Consider the following 18,336-nt stretch of genomic DNA (forward strand, 5'->3'; position numbering starts at 1 on the left):
CTCAATCTACTGATCGCGCCCCTCGGGGCGCCTCGGCTACCGGAGATTCGACATGCAACACGACCCGCGCTTGCCAGCTTTGTCTCCTGCGATCGCAATCCTCTTCGCTTTGATCGTCGGCCTGGTGGCGGCCGTGGCGGCCGAGCACCAACACCTCGGTCATGAGAGCCACCGGACGGTGGCGGAATCTCAGGTCGCCCAGCCCCACGGTCTGGCCGAAACCACGTCGGTCATCGGCCTGCGACTGCAGACCGTCGACGGGGAAGTCGTCCACCTCGGACTCACGGACGACAGCCGCCCCGTCGCCGTGGTCTTTCTCAACGACGGCTGCACGATCTCGCGGCGCTATGTACGGCGACTCAACGAACTGGCCGAACTCGCCGGCAAGGCCGGCGTCGACTTCTTTACCGTGGTTTCGAATCCGGCGATCACCTGGCAGGCGGCGCGGTCCTTTCGCGACGAATACCAGCTCCACGTCCCGTTGCTCTTCGACGCCAACGGCGAGCTGGCGCGGCAGCTCGAGCCACAGACCGTGCCGTCGGCCTTCGTCGTGGATCTGGCAGGGCGGATCACCTACCGCGGGCGTATCGACGACCGATTCCCGGCGCTGACGAAAGCTCGTCGAGAAGCTCGCAGCCACGATCTGCTGCGCGCCATCGAAGCGGTCGCTGCAGGCCGGGTCGAGCACCCGGTCGCCACCCCAGCGGTGGGTTGCGTCTTCAACGGCTGGCCGGAAACCGAGGCCACACCGACCTACACCTCCAATATCGCACCGATCCTCGACGCGAACTGCGTCGAATGCCATCGGCCGGGGGGCGTCGCCCCGTTCGCGCTCGATGACTACGGCGCCGCCAAGCGCTGGTCGACGATGACCGCGGCGGTGACCCGTGCCGGCCTGATGCCGCCGTGGTCGGCCGAGCGCGATTTCGGCCACTTTCGCCAAGAACGTTTTCTGAGCCCCGAACAGATCGGACTGCTGAGTGCTTGGGCCAGTGCCGGCGCCCCCTTGGGAGAACCCGCAATGCGGCTGCCGAAGCCGACCTTTGAAACGTCTGAGTGGCAGCTAGGGCCGCCGGACCTCGAGCTCACCATGCCGGCGGCCTTCTCGGTACCGGCGGACGGCGAAGACATCTACCGCTATTTCGTCCTGCCGATGGGAGAACTCGATGACGCGGTCGTGGTGGCGATGGACTTCAAGCCTGGCGACGCTTCGGTCGTCCACCATTGCAATTACTTCGTCGACTATTCGGGCCGCGCCCGCCGGCTCGACCGGCGCGATCCCGGGCCCGGCTTTTCGGTTTTCGGTACCGGCGGCTTCATGTCCTACGACGGCGCCAACGCGTTGGGCGCCTGGGCACCGGGCGTCGGTCCCTACCGCCTCCCCACCGGCCGCGGTTTCGACCTGCCCGGCGGCGGCGACATCGTCCTCGAAGTCCACTACCACCTGACCGGCAAGCCGACGATGGACCAAAGCTCAATCGCCTTCTATTTCGCCGACGAGCCGGTCGAGCGGGGTGTCACCGGATTGATGGTCGGCACCCAGGATGTCGACATTCCAGCCGGGGAGGCCCACTACTGGAGGCGAGTGACGATGGAGGTCCCGGTCGACATGGAGTTGGTCGACATCTCGCCGCACATGCACTATCTAGGGCGCGAGGCGCGAGTGGTTGCCAAATTGCCCGACGGCGAAGAACTGCCGTTGCTTCACGTCACCGACTGGGACCTGCGATGGCAGGGAATCTACACCTATCGACAACCGCAGCTGATCCCCGCCGGCAGCACCCTGGAAGCCCTGTTTCGCTTCGACAACTCGTCGAGTAACTCGGTCAATCCGAACTCCCCGCCGCGGCGCGTCAAATGGGGCTGGGGGTCGGACCAGGAGATGGCGGAACTCTATTTGACGGTGATCCAGGAGGACCGTCGTGCGGTCGCAAAGCTGCGGCGTGCCTCACGGGCGGCATGGCAGCGCCCAGCGGATCTCGATGGCGCCCAACACGCCCAGGGAGCCGGTCGGTGATGCCCAAGGAAATGCCAGTCTTGCCCCTCGAGCCGTACATCTTCGAGGAGTGGTTTCGCCGCGAGCAGGAGCTGATCTTCGCCGGAGTGGCTCTGCCCGAGGGCTGCTTCGAGGAGCCGGCACCTTGAGGAGCCGCACCCAAAGAGGACCCCGCCGCTCAACCCGCGAGGCGATTCTCGACACTGCGGCGTTGGTCCTGACCGAGTCTCCGAGTGCCTCGATGGCTGCTTTGGCGCAGGCTGCGGGAGTCGGCCGGGCGACGCTCTATCGTCACTTTCCGTCGCGCGAAGAGCTGGTCAAGGAACTCTCCCTCGAGGCGATTCGGCTGACCGATGAGGCAACCGCGCCGGTCTTCGAGCGCTATCAGAATGCAGCGACGGCCCTGCGGGAGATGATCGAAGCACTGGTTCCCTTCGGCGATCGCTACCATTTTCTGGCCAACGAGACCCAAGCGGGCGCCGATCCGCAAGTTGCCAGCGAGACCAACCGCCAACTCAGCGAGCTGGCCGCCTTCGTCGACCAGGCCAAGACGGAGGGTTTCTTTGCCGACGACTTGCCTACCGAATGGATCGTCGCCGTGATCGACTCTTCGATCTGGGCCGCCTGGCACAGCATCCATCGCGGCGTCATGGCACCGGGTGACGCCGCCCGGTTGGTTTATCGCACTCTGGTCGACGGCCTTCGCCAACGCTAGGCCTGCCTGCTTTCCGAGCTGTCAAAGTGGAGCGGGATTTCGAGGCCCTCGTGTAGTCTCTAGTGGTTCCTGACGGCCTGTTTCTGGGCGAGTACGAGGCAAACGCCTTTGGGTCCCTCTAGTACCTTCAAGACGGAGATATTGAGCCTTGAGGTCAGTTCTCGGAGAAATGAGTCTCGGTCGTAGTGATGAACGACCGACAGCTTGACATCTTTTATTTCTTTTCGTCCGATTGTGGCTGCGGAGTAGATAGAGAGAATACTTGTTGTATTGGGGACGACGCTGAGGTCGGTAACTGGGGTGTAGCTGAGCTTTTCGGGGTCGAAGGGAACATTGAAGCAAGCGAGCGGAGTAAAGTCATGTTCCTTATTCGCGGTGAAATTCAGGCTTGAGTCGTCCGGCAGGGCTGGCGCGGTGTTGAATTCCAGAAGCAGTAGGTCGCCGTCCAGCATGGCGTCTCCGAGCACGTCAAAGAGCTTCGACTCATCTGCGTTGCCGATGGTGTTTCCTAGTAATGAGAATAGATTCCTGGCTGGACGATCCTCATAAAACTTTTGAAGTTCTTCAAGTTTGGTGTAGTCGGCGACCAAGGCCTTGACGCGAACGCTAGAAAGTCGGGGGATTCCCCTAAGGGCGGCCCGAACGGCGCGAACTAGAAGGGCATCGCTAATATCGATTGGGTAGTAATAGAGCAATTCGTGTCGAGATAGATGAGAGATGAGCGCGAGAAGAATTACGTTGTCCTTGACGCCGTTTCCGCTACCTACGCTGACGATGTCGACCTCTGGAGAATCGTTCGCGCGAATGATCTCCAAGGCGATCTCGTGGATGTTCTTGCGGAGTTGTCGTAGCGATTGTCGGTAGAAATCATACTGCTTATGGTTGCACACCTGGAGCCAGTGCGTACTTCCTTGGGGTGGCCAGTATAGGAACTTGGTAGGAAGAAGTTCTCCACTGAGGACGCTCCTCCTGAGTGAGTCGAGGTAGTCATGTCGATCCTCTGCTACATGAATACCTGCATCAGCAAACACCTTGATGTCTTCTGTGCTTCCTCGGGAGAGAACTCCTTTGACACGCTGTGAGACCTTGTGGGTCCTTGGCCCCATCTGTGCGATGGCGACTCTAACTTTGTTGCAGGCAGGTCCGAGTTCTACCCCGATGTCATGGGCCGATTCGAGGCACTTTGAGTAATCGAAATTTGCCGTTGTAATTCCGAGAAGATCGCTTGGAAATCTGAGGCACTTCTCAGTCCCTGTGGCGAATAGGACGAATGACCGATCTGTGCCAAGTCGACCCATAAAGAGGCCCAGTTCGAAAATGACGTTGTCGCGAGTGGTTAGAAGCTTCTCTTCGCGATGCTCGAGCGCGTCGTCTGGGGAGAAGACAAAGACGGCAAAATCAGCTCGATCTACCTCCCGCTGGAGCGTGTCCAGGGCGGTTCGAGACAGGTCAAAGCGAACCTGGTTCCAGACCCTTACGTCGGCATCGTGTTCTAGAGCGTCCTGAATTGCATATGCAAATCTACGCGACTCGTGAGATGAGCCTACGAATACTACGGATTTCTTCTTGTTCGACATCTCTTTCTCTTCCTTCCGACCACCGGACCATCCGGCGAACCAGCACGCCAGCAGGTTGTTGACTCCGTCACGCGGTCCGCTTGGAATGATCGCTCATAGAACTTCTCGTGGTACTCAGAGCCTAGGAGCTTCACCCTGCTTGTATTCTTCTACGAATCCAGCTTGGCTGCCCGCCGAGCCTGCGTCTGGGACCACCCTTCTCAAGCTCGCGGCCAGAGCGCTCGGGCCAGCGTCGGTGCGGTTTCACCCTTCGAGTCTTTAGGGCGCTCTAGCGCAACACTTTCCAAGGATTCTATCCAGTTTTCTAGCGAAGGCGAACCTGCGAAGACCGGCAGGTCCGGCGGATGTCAAAGTCGCTCTCGTGGCCCTGGTGTCCTACGACCGGATGCAGTCACCGACCAGGGGTTACTCTCCTTCACCTTCAGGACCATTGTCGGCGCCTACGTGGTGCCGGCGGAAAACCTCGACACGGCGCTCTACGACGTCGCCCGCCGGCAGCTCTCTTTTTTGCGTGCGCCGAGCTTGCACCATTTACGTCCGAAGGGTCTCGTCGATCTCCTCCCGCCGTCTTGCGGTGTTGCCTTCCTCGGTGGGTACCAGGTTGGGCACCCTCGACCCGCCACTTTGAGGGATGGCGCTTCCTAGAGTAAGGAGTCGGGTCGAGCTGCGAGTCCTACCCATTGCTTGTGGGATCAGACCCAGATTGCGGTGTCGAACGGTGGGTATCTTTGACGGGAGAACGGGGGGTGCCGTGAAGAAAGGTATTGGCTTTCTTTGGCCATGGATTATTGCGGGAGTTTCAGTGTCTTCGTCGGCCTGTTTTGCTCAGCCTTCGACTGAAGAGCTAGAGCGAGCCGGAGAACTGCGTGCCGAGTTGGAGCTGCTGCGGACGGAGATTCTAGAAACCGAGAAGAAGAATGAAAAATACGTGGGGGGTCTCGTCAAGGGTTTGATCGAGGCGCGCTTGGAAGTCCTCAAGACAACAGAGGTGCTGATCCAGCAGCGAGTTCATGCCCTGGAAAGCGGTGCGAAGGTAGATGTCGTTGTGTCGGGGACCGAACCCGATGCCGCTTTGGCGCAACGCCTGGAGTCGGAGATCTCTGGGATGCAGGAGGGTCTCGCTGAGGCCCGAGCCGAAGCCGACCGGTATTCCGGAGGACTCGTAGCCAGCATGAAGGCGGCAACCGTCGCCACTTCGGAGCAGACGTTGGCGATGCTCAGGCAACGCTTTTTGGCTGCAAAGTACGGTCTGGCGATCCCGCAGCTCGAGTCACTTGGTTCACAGGCCGGAGATGAGGCTGCTCCGGGTCCGGTCACCCAGGATCAGGAGGCATCCATCGGGGCGGAGATGATTGGAGTTCGCCTGCTGCGGAAGAACTTCACCAAGCAGGACTACCAAGACTTCGTTTTCTTCGATATCGAGTTCACGGCCCAGGGACTCGAAAAGCCGGCTCGGGCGATCAAAGGTGTCTTGCATTTGCAGGACCTCTTCGGAGAGACTCGGATGAATATCAAGTGGACTCTAGAAGAGCCGCTGGCGCCGGGTGGGTCGATCGTAGAAAAGGGTCAGGGGTTCAAGTACAACCAGTTCATGGACGATCACCAGTGGGTGCGTTCCACGGATCTGGAGGACATGACCGGCAGTATGACGGTTCTTAGCGTTCTTTTTGCCGACGGTACGCGGCTCGACCTTTAGGGAGTACCGCACCGGTTTCGAAGCAGGAACGAACCGGAATCTACTCGCGCTCGACCAACCGGTAGAAGGCCGGCAGCACCACCAGCGTCAAGAGGGTCGAGACCGCCAGACCGCCGATCACCGTCAGGGCCATCGGGGTGCGCAGTTCGCTGCCTTCACCGAGGCCGATGGCCATCGGGGTGAGGCCGAAGACGGTGGTGGCAGTGGTCATCAGAATGGGACGCAGTCGCGCTTTGCCGGCGGCGGCGATGGCTTCGTCGCGCCCCAGGCCGTCGTTCCTCCGCAGGCGGTTGGCGGTGTCGACCAGCAGGATGGCGTTGTTCACCACGATGCCGGCGAGCATCACCATGCCGATCAGCACCACGATGCTGATCGCGACGTCGAACAGCCACAGAATGCCAAGGGCCCCGACCACCGAGAAGGGCACGCTGCACAGGATGACCAGCGGGTGGAGGAAGGACTCGAACTGTGAGGCCATCACCAGGTAGACGAGGAATACCGCCAGCAGCAGGGCGAGGCGCAGGCTGTCGTAGGAGGTCGCCATCTCGCGGCGCTGGCCGCCCAGCTCCCAGTCGAAACCCTCCGGAAGGCGTAGGGTGTTCATCAGGTCGGTGATGTCGCCGGAGGCCGAGGCGAGGTCGCGGCCGTCGAGGTTGGCGGTGAGGATCGCCACCCGCTCGCCCTCGGCGCGGCGGATGTCCGCCGGTCCTTCGACCTCTTCCACTTGCGCCACGGCGGACAGCGGGATAGAGGTTTTGCCACGCCGCTCGACGGCCAGGGAGAGGAGGTCCGCGGTGCTGTCCCGGAAGTTTTCCTGTGCCCGCACCCGGACGTCGATGGTGCGGTCGCGGCGCTGGATGTCCGTGGCGACGGTGCCGTTGACCTTGGTGCGAATGGCCGCCGCCGCATCGGCCAGGCCAACGCCTAGAGTTGCCAGCCGCTCGCGGTCGAAGCGGATGCGCAGCTCCGGGTTGCCGCCTTCGGTGGAGGCCTTGATGTCCGTCAACCCCGGGATCCCTGCCAAGCCCTCGACGATCTGGTCCGAGAGGCGATCGAGCAGCTCCAGGTTGTAGCCCCGCACTTCCAGCTCGATGGGGGTCTGGAAGCTGAAGTAGGCCGGCCGGCCGAAGCGGTAGGTGAGACCTTCCTGGCGGTCGAGGGTTGCGCGCAGGTCGGCCATTACCGCGTCTTCTCGCTGGCGCGACACCGGTGGCGTCAGGAGGAAGGTCACCTGGCCGAGGTTTTCGCGCAGTTCGCCGGCCACGCCGCCCTGTTCGTTCGAGGTGCCCGCCAGGCCGTAGACCTCGGTGATTTCCGGGTGAGCGCGGGCTGCCTGCTCGACCTGGCGGAGGGTGAAGGAGGTGGTTTCGAGAGGCGTGCCCGGGGGCATTTCCGCGTCCACGAAGATCTCCCCTTGCACCATCTCCGGGATCAGTTCGCGGCCGAGGCGTGGGTAGAGGAGGAGCGACAGGGCCAGGAGCACCACCGCCGCCACCAGCACCCAGCCGGCGCGCCGCAGCAGGCGCGGCAGGGCACGGTCATAGAGAGCTTCGATCCTTCCGAAACCGGCCTGAAACATCCTCAGCACGGGAGTGGTCAGAAGGTGGATCACCCGTCCCAGGGCTCCCAGCACCAAGGCGACTGCGCGGGCGACGGCGACGGTGCCGCGAAAGAACAGGCCACGGTGCTGCTCGTCGCCCGGGCCGGCTTCCGCCTCGTTTCCCAGGCTTCGCGAGACGGCCATCGGCAGGATGGTCAGGGCCACCGCCAGGGAGACGATGAGCGAGAAGGTGACGGTCAGTGCCTGGTCGCCAAAGAGCTGGCCGGCGACCCCCTCGACAAAGACGATCGGCACGAAGACGCACAGGGTGGTCAAGGTGCTCGCCACCACCGCGCGGCCCACTTCGCCGGCGCCGGCACGGGCCGCCTCGACGGCGCCCAACCCCAAGTCCCGCCGCCGCTGGATGGCTTCGAGGACGACGATGGCGTTGTCCACCAACAGGCCAATGCCCAGGGTCAGTCCGCCCAACGACATGATGTTCAAGGACACGCCGAAGGCGTACATCAGGAAAAAGGTGGTGACGACGGAGATCGGAATCGCCAGGCCGATGACCAGGGTGCTCCGCCAGTTGCCCAGGAAGAGGAACAGCACCAGCACCGCCAGCAGGCCGCCCCACAGAGCCGCTTCCAGCACTTCGGCGACGGCATTGCGGATGAAGCGAGCCTGATCGGTGATGAGGGTGAGGTCGAGGTTCGGATCGACCTTCCGCAGTTCGGCGCGCAAGGTGTCGAGGTTCGCCCGCACCGTGTCCGAAACGGTGACGGTGTTGGTGCCACCCTCTTTGTAGACGGCGACCTCGATCGACTCGCGGCCGTCGATGCGGGTGATGATCTCGCGCTCACGGTGGCCGCGGCGCACCCGGGCGACGTCTTCGAGCAGCACGTTGGCTTCGCCCTGACGGGAGATCACCAGTCGGTTCAGGTCCTCCGGCCGCAGGATCTCGTTGACCGTGCGCACCAGGAACTTGGCGCGCCCTTGGCGCAGGCGGCCACCGGTCAAGTTGACGTTTTCCTGCGCCAGGCGCTGGGTGACGAGGTCGACGTCGAGGCCGAGGTTGGCGAGGCGCCGCTCGTCCACTTCCACCTGGATCTCTTCTTCGAGGCCGCCGCTCACCACCACCGCCGCCACTCCCTCCAGTCGTTCGAGGGCGCGCTGGACTTCGTCTTCGGCGATGCGCCGCAGGCGGATCAGGTCGTCGTCGCCCTCCTGTGCTCCGTCCCCCTCGCTACCGGTGAGGCCGATGCGCAGGATGGGATCCAAGGACGGGTCGTAACGCAGCAGGATCGGCCGATCCGTCTCGTCCGGCAGGTCCAGCACGTCGAGGCGCTCGCGCACGTCGAGGCCGGCGATGTCCATGTCCGTACCCCAGGTGAACTCCAGGGTCACCTCGCTGGTGTCCGCCCGTGAGCTGGAGGTCACCCGGGTGACGCCGTTGACCACCCCGACCACGTCCTCCACCGGCCGGGTGACCAGGCTTTCGACCTCGAAGGGCGCCGCGCCGTCGAACACCGTGCGGACGGTCAGGGAGGGGTAGGTGAGATCCGGCAGCAGGTCCGTCGGCAGGCGCTGGAAGGCGACCAGGCCAAAGACGATCCCCGCCACGGCGAGAATCGAAACCGTCACCGGCCGGCGGATCGAAAAATCGACGATCTTCATGGAAAGGTGCTACTGCCCACCGCCGCCTTGTCGCCGCTCGCCCGTGCGCTTCAAACGCTCTTCGATCTGCTCTTCGGAAAGTCCCCGCTGGCGCATGCGTTCTTTGATCGCTTCGATTTGTTCGGGCGAAGGGCCTTCGCCGCCGGTCGGACCACCGGCGCGAAACGGCCGGGCCTCGCCCACGGCGCCCGCCGCTTCTCCGCCGGGAGGGCGGCCGGCTGCCGGCCGCCGGACCTCGCCGCCGGCTTCGACGATCTCCACCGGCGTGCCGTCGGACAGCCCGTCCTGGCCCACAGCCACCACCACCTCGTCCTCGGCGAGGCCGGAGCGCACCTCCACGGCGTCCCCCTCGCGGAAGCCCAGCTCGATCTCTCGGCGCATCGCCTGATCGTTCTCCACCACGTAGACGGAATCCCCGAGGCGGTCGAGGGCGAGGGCCGAGAAGGGGATCACCAGGGCGTCGGCGCGGCTCTCTGTTTCGAGGAACACCGAGGCGAACATGCCCGGCCGCAGCTTGCTCCGGCCGGAGGCTTCGAGGGTCACCTCGACGGTACCGGAGTCGGCGTCGACGATCGGGCTGATGCGGAGCACCCGCGCCTCAAAGGTCTCGTCCGGAAAGGCCTCCACTTCGAGGCGCGCCCGCTGGCCTGGCTCTAGGCGCCCCAGCTCGCGCTCCGGCACCTGGATGGGGCAGAGCAGGGGGTCGAAGTCCGACAGCCGGAACAGCGGGGTGTTGACGCTCACCGTCTCCGCCTGCTTGACGTAGCGCCGGACGATCAGACCGGCGAAGGGGGCGCGCACCTCCGCCCAGTCGAGCTGGATCTCGCGGCCTTGGAGCTGCGCGGCGGTGGATTCCGCTCGCGCCCGCGCCTGCTCGAGTTGTTCTTGGCTCACCAGACCTTCGTCGTAGAGCCGTCGCAGACGCTGGTAGATGAGCTGACTCTCGTTCTTGTCCACCAGGGCGATCTCGCGCTGGGCGCGGGCTTCGTCCGGGTCGATGCGGGCGAGGAGCTGTCCCCGCGATACCCGCATGCCCTCTTCCGCCGCCAGCTGCACGATCGGTCCGGACAGGCGGGCCACCAGGTCGACCTCGTTTTCCGCTTCGAGGGTGCTGTGGGTCTCCAGAAAGGACGACACGGTACGCCGCTCGACGGTGGCTACCTCCACCGGCACCGCCGCCGCGGGGCCGCCGCCGAAAGACGGCGGTCCGCCGCCGCGGCGGCCGGAAGCTCCACCGCTGTCGGCATCGCCGGATCCGCCGCAGGCCGCACTCAAGGTCCAGGCGACTGCGAGAAGCGCCAGCGAATTCCATCGGTTCATCACGGTCACTCCTTCGCGAGCGAAACCGGCCGGCCGCGGGCGGCCCGCAGGACCCGGCCGGCGAAGAGAACGAAGTCATCGATCAGCGAGTAGATTGTGGGGATGATCATCAGGGTCAAGAAGGTCGAGGTGGTCAAGCCGCCGAAGATCACCAGGCCGATCGGCGCCCAGGTGGCGGCGCGCCCTTCCAGGGGGCCGAACCAGGCCGGCGCCAGGATCGGCGCCACCATCGGCAGCAGGCCGACCAGGGTGGTGACGGCGGTGATGGCGATCGGCCGCAGCCGGTGGCGTCCGCCGGCCAGGATCGCCTTGTCCCGGCTCAGCCCTGCGGCGCGAAGGCCGTTGATGTGGTCGATCAGCACGATGGCGTTGTTGACCACCACCCCGAGCAGGATGACCAGGCCGAGGGTGGTCATGTTGTCCCAGGGGGTTTGGGTCAAGCGCATCAGGAGGGCCACGCCGATCAGGGCAAAGGGCACCGAGAAGAGAATGGTCAGCGGCTGAACGAAGCTCTCAAAGAGCGCCGCCATCAGCAGGTAGACCAACACCAGCGCCATGACCAGCGCGAAGTTGCCGCTCTCGCGATCCTCCCGCTCGAAACGGCTCCAGCGGCCGAAGCTCCAGGCGGTGCCCGGTGGCATGGGGGTGGCGCTCATCACTTCCGACACGGCGCGGCTGGCGGCGAAGGCGTCCCGGGCGCTCAGGGTGTTGGCGGTGATGGTCACCTGCGAGCGCCGATCCTCGCGTTGGATGCTGCGTGGGCCGGGCACCGTCTCGAAATTCGCGTAGGCCGATAGCGGCAGGTCGCCCACCGGAAAACCCTGGAGCTGTTGCAGGGTCTCGCGGCGATCCTCGCGATAGCGCAGCACCAGGTCGACTTCGCGGTCGGCGGTCTTCATGAAGGCGACCGGCCGGTCCGAAAGCGCCCCGGAGACCGTCGAGGCGACGGCGAGGGTCGATAGGCCGGCGGCGTTCGCCCGCTCGCGATCCACCTGCAGGTGGATCTCTTCGTCGCCGGAGTCCAGGGAGGTGTCCACATCGCGGATACGCGGCAGGGTGGCGAGGCGGTCGGCGATGCGTTGGCTCATGCGCGCCAGAACTTCCGGATTGTCGCCGGTCAGCTCCACCTCCACGCCCGAAACGCTGCCCTGGCCCCGCCCCTGGCTGATGCGCAGGCCGACGCCGGGGATTTCCGGCAGCATCCCGCGCAGGCGGTTGCGGGCCTCGGCGGTGGTCTGGGTGGCGACCGCCTCGTCCACCAGGTACATCTCGATCCGCCGGTCGCGACTCCAGCCGCCGCCGGAGCGGCCGGTGCCGGTATCGAAGGTGTAGGAGATGTCGGCGATGTCCAGCTCTTGCCGGCGAGTGTCGATGCGCTCGTAGAGGCCTTCATAGAGGGCGCGAGTCTCGGCCTCCGTGTACTGCCGGGGGGTGTCGATCAAAAGAGTGATCTGGCGTTCCTCGGTGCGCGCCGAGAAGGACCGCTCGACGGTGCTCATGAGGTAGATCGAACCGCCCAGGAGTGCCACCACCAGCACCAGGAAGAGCGCCCGGTGGCGCAGGGTGAAGGCCAGGGTGCGGACGTAGAGGTCCGTCGCCCCCGTGGAGCGCTCCGGGCGGACTTCCTGACGCACCAGAATTCGTCGCGCCACCGCCGGCACAACGGTCAGCGCCACCACCAGAGATGCCGCGATGACGATGGACAGGGTGGAGGCGATGTTCTGGAAGTAACGCGCCAAGCGTCCGCCCTCGGTCAGGAAGGTGAGCGGCAGGAAAACGCACAGCGTCGTGGCGGTGGAGGCGACGATCGGCAGGGCGACCTCAGCGGTGCCCACCAGGGCGGCGGTGCGAGCATCTTGGCCGAGGTCGTTGCGGTGCCGGAAGATGGACTCGATCACCACCACCGAGTTGTCGACCAGCATGCCCAGGGCGAGCATCAGCCCGGCCAGGCTCACCACGTTCAAGGTCAGGTCCGGCAGGGCGCCGCTCTGGCGCAGCACGAACATCAGCACGAAGGTGGCGATCACGCTCACCGGCACGGCGATGGCGACCAGCAGGGTCGGCCGCCAGCGGCGCAGGAAGAGCAGGATGGTGAAGATCGCCAGCACGCCGCCAAAGAGGCCGGTGTTGCGGAGCTGGGCGAGGCCTTTCTCCACGTCCTGCGACGAGTCGTGGTAGATGTGCGCCGCGAAGGGCTCTCCCGCCGGCGAGGCGAGCACCGCATCGAGTTCCGCCCGGGCTGCACCGGCCACGGCCAGCAGATTGGCAGTCGACGCTTTGTAGACCTGCACCGTCAGCGCCTCGACACCATTCAAGTACGAGAACTCCTCCTGCTCGGGCAGGGTGAAGGTGACCGTGGCGACATCGCTCAGGCGCACCGTGCCGTCGCCCACCGGCAGGCGGCGGATCGCGTCCACCGTGTCCAGCTCGCCCAGGGCGCGCACCAGGAGCTTGCGGCCGCCTTCCCGTAGGTCGCCGGCGGAGAGGTTGCGCTGGTCCCGGCGCAGCGCCTCGCCGAGGGAGCGGGCGTCGAGGCCGTGGGCCGCGAGGCGGTCCGGGTCGAGATCGATTTCCACCCGCGGCGTGCGCAGTCCCCGCATCTCCACCAGGGCCACGCCGTCCAGTCGCTCCAGGCGTCGCCGCAGGGTGTTCTCGGCGAAGTCGAACAACGCTTCCTGGGAGCCGTCGGAACTCACCTGGAAACGCAACACCGGAATGTCCGTCGACTGGAATCGGCGGATGGTGATGCGGTCGATGTCGTCCGGTAGGCGCTGGCGGGCGCGGTCGATGCGGTCCCGGACCTCGACCGTGGCGAGGTCCATGTCGGTACCGTCCAAGAAACTCAGCCGGAGCTGAGCGGCGTCGGAGGTGGCGGTGGCGGAGAGGGTCTCCAGGCCGTTCAGGGTACCGAAGGAGTCCTCCAGCGGCCGCACGATGGCGCGCTCGATCTCCTCCGGCGACGAAGAACGGAAGGGCACCTGCACCGAGATGTTCGACGACGAAAAGGTCGGCTGGAACTCGAGCGGCAGGCGGGTGAGCGCCACCCCGCCGAGCACCAACACCCCCGCCACCGCCATCGCCAGGGTTACCGGCCGATCGATGGCGGCGCGCACCAGACCGGTGAGCGGGGCGGCGGACGTGGATTCGGGGCTCATGGCGAGGTCGGACGCGGCGGATTCTTACGACGGTTGTCGGAGGAAGAGCCTACACCCTTGCAGTGAAACCCGCGAGATGGCGAGAGCTTGCGATTCCGCGCTGAACTGGAAGCTTCCCCCTTTCGATCTTCAAAGAATTGCGTTGTAACGAACGCCATGTCGGGCCGCCTAGGGAGCATGGCTTGAATTCAGGGATTCTGATCTCCGGAACTTTCGACAAGGGGGTCTGAAATGAATTTCAAATCGATCGTCGCAGCGCTGGTTGCGGTGGGACTCTTCGGGGTGGTGGGTTGTATTTCCGCCCGGACGAAGGATTCTGCCGCGGACATGCGCGGTGTTTCCGACCAGGCGGCCACCGCCGCGGTGGCCGATGGCGAGCTGCAGCCACCGCGGCAAGAGAAGGCCGCGCCGCCGCCGGCCGATCCACCCAAACTGACCTGCGAGGTGTCCTGCAGCGATTTGGTCTTGCGGACCGGCAAGGCGCGAATCGCTTGGTCGCTCGCTGATCGATCACCGGAGGCCCTACGCTCCGTTGCGGACGCGCCCAGGCGGCTTGAAACAACCGTCTTCAAGCACGGTTTCGACCGCGGAAACTACCTGACCCTGTCGCTGGGCGACGCCTCCGACGAATCGGCGCAGTCCCGCAAGATGACCGGGGCGGACCGCGGTCTTCGCGCCTATGAGCTGCAGATCACCGACTCGACCAGTGCCCAGTCCCTGCGCTCGAAGGTCTCTGAAAACGCCCGTAGTGCCGAAATCTTCGCGGTGGTCGAAGGCCTCGAACCGGGCCTAAACTACACCTGGCGGGTGGTGGTGGGTTCTCCCTCCGGGGAATGGCTGTCGCCGTCGGTGACCTGCACCGCGCCGGTGTGCCCGGCGGATCTGGTGGGAGAGGAGGGACCGCAATGAAGCGTTCAGTCTTCGTCTCCCCCTGGGCGATCTTCGCTTTTCTGCTGGTGCTCACGCCGGCCTTCGCCTTGGCGGCCTTCACGGCTACGGTGTCGGATATCAGCCCGAGCCGTTCGACCCTCGATCCGTCCGATCCGGACGGAGCGTCCGGCGGCCGTATCAACGGCATCGATGTCGCTGCCTCGGCCCCTGCCACCATGTTCGCGGCGAGCGAGTGGGGCGGCCTCTGGAAGAGCACCGACAGCGGTCAGCGTTGGTCCCATCTCGATGGTCACGTACCGACCGCCACCTGGGACGTACAGGTCGACCCCAACGATGCCCAGCGGGTCTACGCCACGTCCTTCTACGACGGCCGCACCGTCAGCGAGTCGGGCATCAACGTCAGCACCGACGGCGGCATCACCTGGAATCGCCCGGCCAGTGCCGTACCGCCGGCGGGCTTCTGCACCACCGCCGCCCGGCAGACGGAATTGACCGCCTTCGGTATCGCCATCGACCCGGCCGACCCGAACGACATCTACGTCGGCACGAGCTGCGGCCTGGCGGTGAGCCAGAACCGGGGGGCGACCTGGACCTATCTCGATCCCACCCCGGCGGACGGTGCCGACAGCATCTGGGACGTGGTGGTCCACGACGGGGGAACGATCGATCTCTGCGGTGACGACGGTCACCAGCGGTCGACGAACGGCGGTACCACCTGGACCACCGCCGGCCCTTCGCCGCTGCCCGGCGGCCGCTGTTCCCTGGCCGTCTCGCCGGACGAGTCGTATGTGCTTTTCGCGGTCGTCGGTACGACGATCTTCGAGAGTGACGACGGCGGCCAGAGCTGGCAGAACGCCTATGCCAATCCCAGCGCCCAGGGGCGTATTCCTTTTGTGGCGACCAACCAACGGGCCGGTGCCACCTACGATCTGTGGTTCGGCGACATCCGGCTGTTCCGGGGTACCTGCACGACGCCGGCCTCCCCGGCACCGGGCGGCGCGGCGCGCTGCGCGGCGTCAGCGGCCTGGGCCGGTCCCTTCACCCGGAGCGTCGGCGGCCACGACGACCTGGGCGACATCGCCTTTGATCCCGCGGTGGCCTCGGACGCCTGCCCGCTGATCTATTCCTCGGACGGTGGGGTCTACGTCAACACCTTGGGCGCCAGCCCCGGTTGCCATACGCCGGTGTGGGAGCAGCCGATCGTCACGCCCCATGCCCTGTGGGCTTTCGACTTCCACGGCGTGAACCGCGCCGGAGCGGTATCGGAAGATCTCTACTTCGGTAACCAGGACAACGGTAGCTTCGGTTCGTCGGACGGCGGTGCCGTGGCGCCCGCCTGGAACAACGAACGCTGTTGCGACGGCTTCGACGTCGCCGGCGACGCCAATCGGGTGCTCAACACCATTTGCTGCTTCTCACCGCCGCCGGCGACCCGGTTGTTCGTGAGTCAGCCGGGGTATTCCGGCCCATCGCCGGAGATCAACACCTATCCGCCGGGCACGCTGCGTTCCTTCCAGCAGCTCGATTCGCTGGTCAACTTCGGTACCGACGACTACGTGGTGATCACGTCTCAGGGCATCTTCGTCACCGACGACATCACCGCCAGTCCGATCGTGTGGACGGAGATCGGCGCCACCTCCACGCCCTTCCAGGCCTGCGGCGTGCAGGTGATCGACAGCGGCGGGCCGCCGACCTTCTTCGTCAAGAGCGGTGGCTGCAATGGCGATCGCCGGGGCGGACTCTTCCGCTACCAGGGGGTCAATCCGGGCGGCACCTGGCAGGCGGTCAATCCGCCGTCCTTCAACGGCATCGGACGGTACGCCGTCGACCCCGGCAACACCGACCGCATCATCGCTTCGAACCTTCCCTTCGCGGGGGAACCCGAAATGGTGATCACCCACGACGGCGGCGCCACCTGGAATGCGCTGCCCGCCCTCGACCAGATGATGACCGGCGGTGGCACTTTCCAGTACGCCAACCGCATGGGGCCGACCTCGTTCACCGGCTTCGGTGGCTATGCGCAGCCGACGCTGATCGCCTTCGATCCCGCCGATACGGACATCGTGGTGGCCGCCGGCGCGGATTCCGGCGTCTTCCTGAGCGTCAACGGCGGCACCCGCTGGCAACTCGTCACCGATCCGAACACCCCGGGAATCAGCGGGGTGCCGCACATTCCCCGGGCGCGCTATGCCCACTTCGACCACGGTGCCCCGGGAGACGACATCTATCTCTACCTGGGGACCCAGGGGCGGAGCACCTGGCGCATCACCTTCCAGAAGGTGCCGGTGCCGGAGATTCAGGTGCCCGGCGGGGTCGATTTCGGCGAGGTGTGTGTCGGAGACCAGGGCGAAGCGGTGCTCGAAGTGTGCAACACCAGCGCCGGCAATCTGGTGGTCAGTGCGATCACCTCGAACGATGCGGAGTTCGAAGTCCGACCGCCGTCCGGCGGCTTCCCGGTGTCGATCAGCCACGACTTCTGCTTCCCCTTCCGGGTGGACTTCAGTCCGGGGGCTGCCGGCCCGCGGAGCGCCACCCTCTTCGTCCAGAGCAACGACGTCAATTTCCCGCAAGTCGAGGTCGAGGCGGAGGGCATCGGAACGGAGCAGAACATCGCGGTGACCGGCTCCACCGACTTCGGCATCGCCTCGGCGTGGACGCCGGCGGAGAACGTCGTCTCGATGTGCAACACCGGATCCTGCGACCTGGCGGTGACCGGTGCCTCGATCGACTGCACCGACTTCTCGCTGGTGAGCAATCCGCTGCCGCAGACCCTGGCGGCGGGAAGCTGCATCGACCTGACGGTGGCCTTCACCCCGGACCTACCGGGGCCCAAGAGTTGCCAGCTTGCGATCTCCAGCGACGATCCCACCACTCCCCTCGTCACCCGAACCTTGACCGGCCGCACGCCGCCACGGTTCAGCCTGCGCGGCGGTTTGGCGGATCCCCACGGTGCCCTGAGCGCCGTGGCGCGCAACGGGTCGGCGTTCACGGTGGGCTTCGTCTATCCCTACCTGCCGAAGCACGCCTGGGACGTGCGGCTCAGCCGGGCACAGCTCGACGGCCGCCCGGCCTTGCCGGATACGGACATCTACCGCCTGTCCGGCAACTACCGGTTCACCTTCAATCCCGCCAATCCGGTGCAGGTGTACTTGAACGGAGGTTTCGGGATGTACCACTTCGATCCGGGTGATTTCGAAGGCGGCGCCAACCTCGGCCTCGGCCTGGCCGTGCCCCTCGGCCGGCGATTCTCCCTGGAGGCGGCCTACGACTACCACGTCGCATTCACCGCTTCGCCGGACCTGGAGTACAACGAGGTGCAGCTCGGCCTCGAAGTGTCCTTCTAGTCCCTGCAAGCGCCCGGGTACGGATTCCTTTCGTACCCGGGCCTAGTCTCGACAGGCGCGATGGATCTTGACTCGCTGGGATCGGTCTAGAATCTTCGGGTGATGACGGATACCTATCTCCACCTCCGAGGCGCGAGCACACTTCAGGGAAATCCTGCATCAAGTGCTGCGGCAAGGGCGGACGATCCTGCTCTCCCATGAAGGAAACGCAGTGGCCGAGATTCGACCTATTCGGCGCGAGTCTACGGCCGAAGGCGCGCTGAGGAGGCTAGAAGGCCTTGGCGTTCTCCAAGGTCCCCAAAAGCGCCCAGAGCGACCCGCTGGAGTGGCGGAGCGTCCCGGAGCCCTGTCGCGCTTTCTCGCGAATCGTGGGTGACATGGGTCGGGTCTCGCTCCAATCCCCGCGCTCGATGCAACTTTGAAAC

10 protein-coding genes are annotated in these 18,336 nt (G+C 65.2%); 6 read left to right on the forward strand and 4 right to left on the reverse strand.

Annotated elements, in window-relative coordinates:
* The first annotated feature begins 52 nt into the window (after positions 1 to 52).
* The 3 genes from AAF481_06430 to AAF481_06440 are packed head-to-tail and all read left to right on the forward strand — an operon-like array spanning position 53 to position 2,711.
* Positions 53 to 2,017 (forward strand): redoxin family protein, encoded by a 1,965-nt coding sequence (locus tag AAF481_06430; protein MEM7480791.1) that lies wholly within the window; start codon positions 53 to 55, stop codon positions 2,015 to 2,017.
* Positions 2,017 to 2,145 (forward strand): hypothetical protein, encoded by a 129-nt coding sequence (locus tag AAF481_06435; protein ID MEM7480792.1) that lies wholly within the window; start codon positions 2,017 to 2,019, stop codon positions 2,143 to 2,145. The genes AAF481_06430 and AAF481_06435 overlap by 1 nt, the downstream gene beginning before the upstream one ends.
* Positions 2,142 to 2,711, forward strand: a complete 570-nt coding sequence (locus AAF481_06440) for a TetR/AcrR family transcriptional regulator (GenBank protein MEM7480793.1) — start codon at positions 2,142 to 2,144, stop codon at positions 2,709 to 2,711. The genes AAF481_06435 and AAF481_06440 overlap by 4 nt, the downstream gene beginning before the upstream one ends.
* 59 nt (positions 2,712 to 2,770) lie before the next feature.
* Here the strand turns inward: AAF481_06440 and AAF481_06445 are convergent, their stop codons facing one another.
* Complete coding sequence (locus AAF481_06445; protein ID MEM7480794.1) at positions 2,771 to 4,288, reverse strand: L-histidine N(alpha)-methyltransferase; 1,518 nt, start codon at positions 4,286 to 4,288, stop codon at positions 2,771 to 2,773.
* Between the two features lie 751 nt (positions 4,289 to 5,039).
* Between AAF481_06445 and AAF481_06450 the strand changes: the two genes are divergently transcribed.
* Positions 5,040 to 5,984 (forward strand): hypothetical protein, encoded by a 945-nt coding sequence (locus tag AAF481_06450; protein MEM7480795.1) that lies wholly within the window; start codon positions 5,040 to 5,042, stop codon positions 5,982 to 5,984.
* Between the two features lie 40 nt (positions 5,985 to 6,024).
* Here AAF481_06450 and AAF481_06455 read toward each other — a convergent pair whose 3' ends face one another.
* Genes AAF481_06455 through AAF481_06465 form a run of 3 tightly spaced genes read right to left on the reverse strand, consistent with a single transcriptional unit; the run spans position 6,025 to position 13,676 of the window.
* A complete protein-coding gene (locus AAF481_06455) occupies positions 6,025 to 9,201 on the reverse strand; it encodes an efflux RND transporter permease subunit (protein ID MEM7480796.1) in 3,177 nt (1,058 codons plus the stop codon).
* 9 nt (positions 9,202 to 9,210) lie between these two features.
* A complete protein-coding gene (locus tag AAF481_06460) occupies positions 9,211 to 10,521 on the reverse strand; it encodes an efflux RND transporter periplasmic adaptor subunit (protein MEM7480797.1) in 1,311 nt (436 codons plus the stop codon).
* A 5-nt stretch (positions 10,522 to 10,526) separates the two neighbouring features.
* Entirely contained in the window at positions 10,527 to 13,676 is a 3,150-nt protein-coding gene (locus tag AAF481_06465; GenBank protein ID MEM7480798.1) for an efflux RND transporter permease subunit, read from the reverse strand.
* 231 nt (positions 13,677 to 13,907) lie between these two features.
* Between AAF481_06465 and AAF481_06470 the strand changes: the two genes are divergently transcribed.
* Both AAF481_06470 and AAF481_06475 read left to right on the forward strand, forming a co-directional pair.
* Positions 13,908 to 14,585 carry a hypothetical protein gene (locus tag AAF481_06470; protein ID MEM7480799.1) on the forward strand — a complete coding sequence of 226 codons (678 nt, stop codon included), beginning with the start codon at positions 13,908 to 13,910 and terminating at the stop codon, positions 14,583 to 14,585.
* The gene (locus tag AAF481_06475) at positions 14,582 to 17,911 is read left to right on the forward strand and encodes a choice-of-anchor D domain-containing protein (GenBank protein ID MEM7480800.1); all 3,330 of its coding nucleotides are present in this window, start codon (positions 14,582 to 14,584) and stop codon (positions 17,909 to 17,911) included. Before AAF481_06470 ends, AAF481_06475 begins: the two co-directional genes overlap by 4 nt.
* Positions 17,912 to 18,336 lie beyond the last annotated feature (425 nt).

It is taken from the genome of Acidobacteriota bacterium (assembly GCA_039030395.1).
In the GTDB taxonomy this organism is placed as follows: Bacteria; Acidobacteriota; Thermoanaerobaculia; order Multivoradales; family JBCCEF01; genus JBCCEF01.